Origin of the sequence: Methylobacterium sp. CCH5-D2, assembly GCF_001556475.1 — a bacterium.
Lineage (GTDB): Bacteria > Pseudomonadota > Alphaproteobacteria > Rhizobiales > Beijerinckiaceae > Methylobacterium > Methylobacterium hispanicum.
Map to the genome: position 1 here is coordinate 1 of NZ_LSIX01000023.1, position 3,664 is coordinate 3,664.

Annotated in this window: 7 protein-coding genes; all 7 read right to left on the bottom strand. The window is 73.0% G+C overall.

What is annotated here, in order from left to right; all coding sequences use genetic code 11:
• Positions 1-97: 97 nt before the first annotated feature.
• Genes AX737_RS00500 through AX737_RS00530 form a run of 7 tightly spaced genes read right to left on the bottom strand, consistent with a single transcriptional unit; the run spans position 98 to position 3,477 of the window.
• Positions 98-460 (bottom strand): DUF6527 family protein, encoded by a 363-nt coding sequence (locus AX737_RS00500; protein WP_066918133.1) that lies wholly within the window; start codon positions 458-460, stop codon positions 98-100.
• Between the two features lie 3 nt (positions 461-463).
• Positions 464-811 (bottom strand): septal ring lytic transglycosylase RlpA family protein, encoded by a 348-nt coding sequence (locus AX737_RS00505; RefSeq protein WP_066918134.1) that lies wholly within the window; start codon positions 809-811, stop codon positions 464-466.
• Between the two features lie 51 nt (positions 812-862).
• Positions 863-1,207 (bottom strand): hypothetical protein, encoded by a 345-nt coding sequence (locus tag AX737_RS00510; RefSeq protein WP_066918135.1) that lies wholly within the window; start codon positions 1,205-1,207, stop codon positions 863-865.
• Positions 1,204-1,728 carry a hypothetical protein gene (locus tag AX737_RS00515; protein ID WP_066918137.1) on the bottom strand — a complete coding sequence of 175 codons (525 nt, stop codon included), beginning with the start codon at positions 1,726-1,728 and terminating at the stop codon, positions 1,204-1,206. The genes AX737_RS00510 and AX737_RS00515 overlap by 4 nt, the downstream gene beginning before the upstream one ends.
• A 3-nt stretch (positions 1,729-1,731) precedes the next feature.
• Positions 1,732-2,343, bottom strand: a complete 612-nt coding sequence (locus tag AX737_RS00520; RefSeq protein ID WP_066918140.1) for a hypothetical protein — start codon at positions 2,341-2,343, stop codon at positions 1,732-1,734.
• Positions 2,340-2,876: a hypothetical protein gene (locus AX737_RS00525; protein WP_210173123.1), complete on the bottom strand. Its 537-nt coding sequence runs from the start codon at positions 2,874-2,876 to the stop codon at positions 2,340-2,342. Before AX737_RS00525 ends, AX737_RS00520 begins: the two co-directional genes overlap by 4 nt.
• Positions 2,877-2,922: 46 nt before the next feature.
• Positions 2,923-3,477, bottom strand: a complete 555-nt coding sequence (locus AX737_RS00530) for a hypothetical protein (protein WP_066918144.1) — start codon at positions 3,475-3,477, stop codon at positions 2,923-2,925.
• Positions 3,478-3,664 lie beyond the last annotated feature (187 nt).

The window sequence follows — 3,664 nt, forward strand, 5'->3', positions numbered from 1 at the left end:
GGGGGGGGGGGGGGGGGGCGTTGGCCCGCACCTTCCGCAGATCACATGGCCAGCGAGGCCCCGGCGCGCGCAGGATCGCAGCCGGGGCCTCTGCTTTTCAGCCCGGGTCGGCGGTGAGGGGCACGGTCTGGTTCGCCAGCGCGTGCGTGCAGTCCCCGAGGAACTGGATCTGCCCATAGCGCACGAAGCTGTGGCAGGAGGAGCAGGGGCACGTGGCCTCGCCCTCCCACGCGTCGGTGCAGGTCGGGCCGCCGCTGCCACCGGTCACGAAATGCCCGGTCTTCACGTGAACGGAGGGAGTGAAGGTGGGTCGGTCGTAGGAGCCGTTCCAGCCCCACTTCGCGCCGTTCGGCAGCGGGCTCCCCGCATCCACGGCAACCACGTGCATGTCGCGGCAGCCGGGGCAATAGAAGCCGACGCGCCCGCCTTGCAGCGTTCGCAGGACGCCGATCTGAGCCATGACTCAGCCCACCACCGCCAGATGCACCCGGCAGACGCCGGGGCAGCCGACGGCGCGCGCGGCGGCGCGGGAGAGGTCGATGGAGCGACCGTGCGCGTAGGGGCCGCGATCCGTGATCCGGACCACCACCGAGCGGCCGGTCGCGGTGTTCGTCACCCGCACGCGTCGTCCGAAGGCGAGGGAGCGGTGCGCGGCCGTGAGCGCGTTCATGTCGAACCGCTCGCCGCTCGCGGTCTTCCGACCGTGGAAGCTCGGGCCGTACCACGAGGCGAGTTCGGCGTGTGCGGGCCCGCTCGCGATGCCCAGAAGGCAGGCGAGGGCGGCCCGCAGCGCGATGCGCTGCAGGAGCATGGTGGGATCCGGGTCTGTCGGGGGAGGGGAGGGCGCCGGGCGGGCGGATCGTCAGCGCAGGGCGACGATGGTCCAGGCGCGCGTGGCGGCCGCGACCGCGAGCGTCGCGGAGAGCCCGATCACCACCGTGTTCACGTCCGTGGCGATGGCGTAGGCGATGTTGAGGCCGGCGGGCAGCGCGGCGGACGGCGTGGCGACCAAGACCTCGCCCGGCTGCAGGCTGTCGCCCGAGGCCTTCGGCGTCACCGCGAGGGTGATGGTCGTCGCCCCGAGCGCGGTGAGGAGCGGCAGCGCGGAGGCGGGCGCCGTGAAGGTGGCGTTCCCGATGAGGGTGTCGGCCTTCGGCAACTCGCCCGTGTCGCCGCCGACCTGCACGAGGGGGCGGCGGCCGGTCATGCCAGCAGGATCGGGCGGCCGAAGTTGGTGTTGAGCTCGGTCGCCGAGACGGCCACGCCGAGGCTCTGCACGATCTTGCCCGAACCGGTGGGCGCCGTGTTCGTCGCCTTGCCGGGCGTGGTGTCGGACAGGAACGCCTCGCCGCCGGTCAGGCCCGAGACCTGGTTGTTCTTGCCGTCCGTGTAGACGGTAGCGGCGGCGCCCGAGGCGAAGGCGGCCAGTACGTAGCCGTGCGCGCGCTTGGCGAGCCCGCCGGAGGCCGAGGCGTCCGCCTTGCGGCAGGTGGCCGTGCCCGCGTTGTTGTAGACGTTCACGAAGTCGCCCGCGACGAGCGCCTCGGAGGTGACGATCACCTCGTTCTCGGGCCCGACGCCCGAGGGCAGCCAGGACGGATCGAGCCGGCCGGACGCGTCGGCGACGATCACCTCGCCGACCGAGGCGGCACCGGTGGACGCGGTCGCGCCCGCGTACTCGGCCATGTCGCCGGTGCCGTTGTGGGTCAGGATCTTGCGCGCGGTCATGGATCAGGGTCCGGTCAGGAGGATCGGCTGGCCGATGCGGATGACGGCCGTGTCGGGGTCGCTCGCCGTGCCGAGGCGGAGCGCGAAGGCGAGCGGCGCGAGCGGGCGCGCCTGCGTGATCAGGCCCTCGGGGCCGAGGTAGAGGGGCAGGCCCGGGATCAGCCCCCAGCCGACCGAGATGAGCGGGCCGGCCGCGCAGACGCGCGCCGGGGCGCCGGCATCGGCCGCGGCCGTGGTGAGCCCGAGGACGCTGTTGCGGTGATCCGGATCGTCGGCGCTGGCATAGTCCACCACCCCGCCGACGAGCCGCACCGCGCGCAGGGCCGAGAGCGTCCGCGCCGCCGGGTAGGCGCCGTCGAGCGTGTCGGCCTGCGGGCGGCGCTCGAACAGCGCGCCGAGGTAGGCGAGGCAGGTTTCGACCGTCTCAAACCCCGCGCCCGCGCCGTCCGTGATCTGGTCGAAGCGCGTGGAGAGGATCGTCTCGTCGCCCGAGCAGCGCCGGATCCAGATCGTATCGCCGTTAGCGGAGGCGATGAGCGAGCGGGGCAGGAAGGGCTCGGGCCGGAAGCCGACCGAGAGCGCCTCGCAGTGCCCATCCCAGGCGACGCGGATCACGGCAGCGCCCCCGGCAGATAGAGGCTAAGCGGCATGACCAGCACCGATTCCCTCATGATCCGGGCCGGAACGGTCGAGGTGACGTAGGGCGCGGCTCCGTTCGCCATCACGTTCCCGAGCGTCTGGAAGAACAGCTTCAGGGTCACCCGCTGCTCGACCTGAACCGAGCGGTCGAGATCGAAGGTGTCGGAGACGAGCGAGCCCACGCTCGAGCCCGCGTCGAGGTCCACCGTCACCGTCCCGCCCGCCACCTCCGGGGTCACCCTGAGGTTCACCTGCGCGAACAGGAAGTCGGCGAGCGCGCGACCGACGATGCGGTGGCCGTCCCAGAACACGTGTCCACGAAAGGGCGGGTTCAGGTAGTCCGAGGATAGGGCGGGGTCGGGCTCGAACAGGATCGGCGTGCGTGTGTTGGCGTCGAGGTACTCGCCCGGCGCCGCCGCCGCGTGGGTGTAGGTCGCCTGTCCGAAGCCGGAGGCGAGGCCGGTCGCGCCGGGCCGCCCCTGCGGCGGGAAGGCCAAGGGCGTGCACACGCTGCGCATCGGGCGACCCTGCGGAAGAGGGGAGGGGCGGGACGCCTCAGGCCGCGGCGCGCCAGGACAGCGTGCCGTTCACCAGGGCGAGCGTGTAGGTCTTCGACGCCGCGTCTGCGGGCGCGGGCGGGAGCGCGCCGAGTGCGCCTTGCGGGCCCGCCAGAAGCGGATCCGCGGCCACTCGCCCGCCGTAGGGCTGCGCCGGGGTCAACACCGGACGGAGACCCGCTTGCGCGATCCCCGCCGAGCCGGTGCCGGGCGCGACGCAGAGCGCCACTCGGCCGAGCCATTCCTTGCGCTCGGGATGGAGCGGATCAGGTTCCCGTTCCAGATCCCCGAACACGTAGAGGGGCGCTGACACGCGCAGATCCCGCTCCGAGACCCGCAGGTCGACGGCGAAGTAGGCGGGCTCGCTCCCCGCAACCGGGACGAAGGTGAGCGTGCCGTCAGCGGTGTCGGCGGTGGCGATCGGCGGGCCGCCCCGCGCTTGCGTGAAGGCGACCCGCACCCGCGTGCCGGCGAAGTCGAGGGCGGTGCCGGGCGCGGCTTCCAGCGGCACCGCGAGCAGCCAGTCCGTGGTGTCGGTGACGGTCGTGGTCATGCTGATCCCGAGCAGGAGGCGGGCCAGGATCAGCCCGGCCAGAGCGCGTCGTCGGTGATGTTGAGGATGGGCGCGCCCCCGCGGATCCGGGCCTTCAGCTCGGAGCCTGCGAAGATGACGTCCTTCTTCCGGGTGCCCATCGTGTCGCCCATCTCGATCACCGCCTGGGCGTCCATGGCGACGAGCG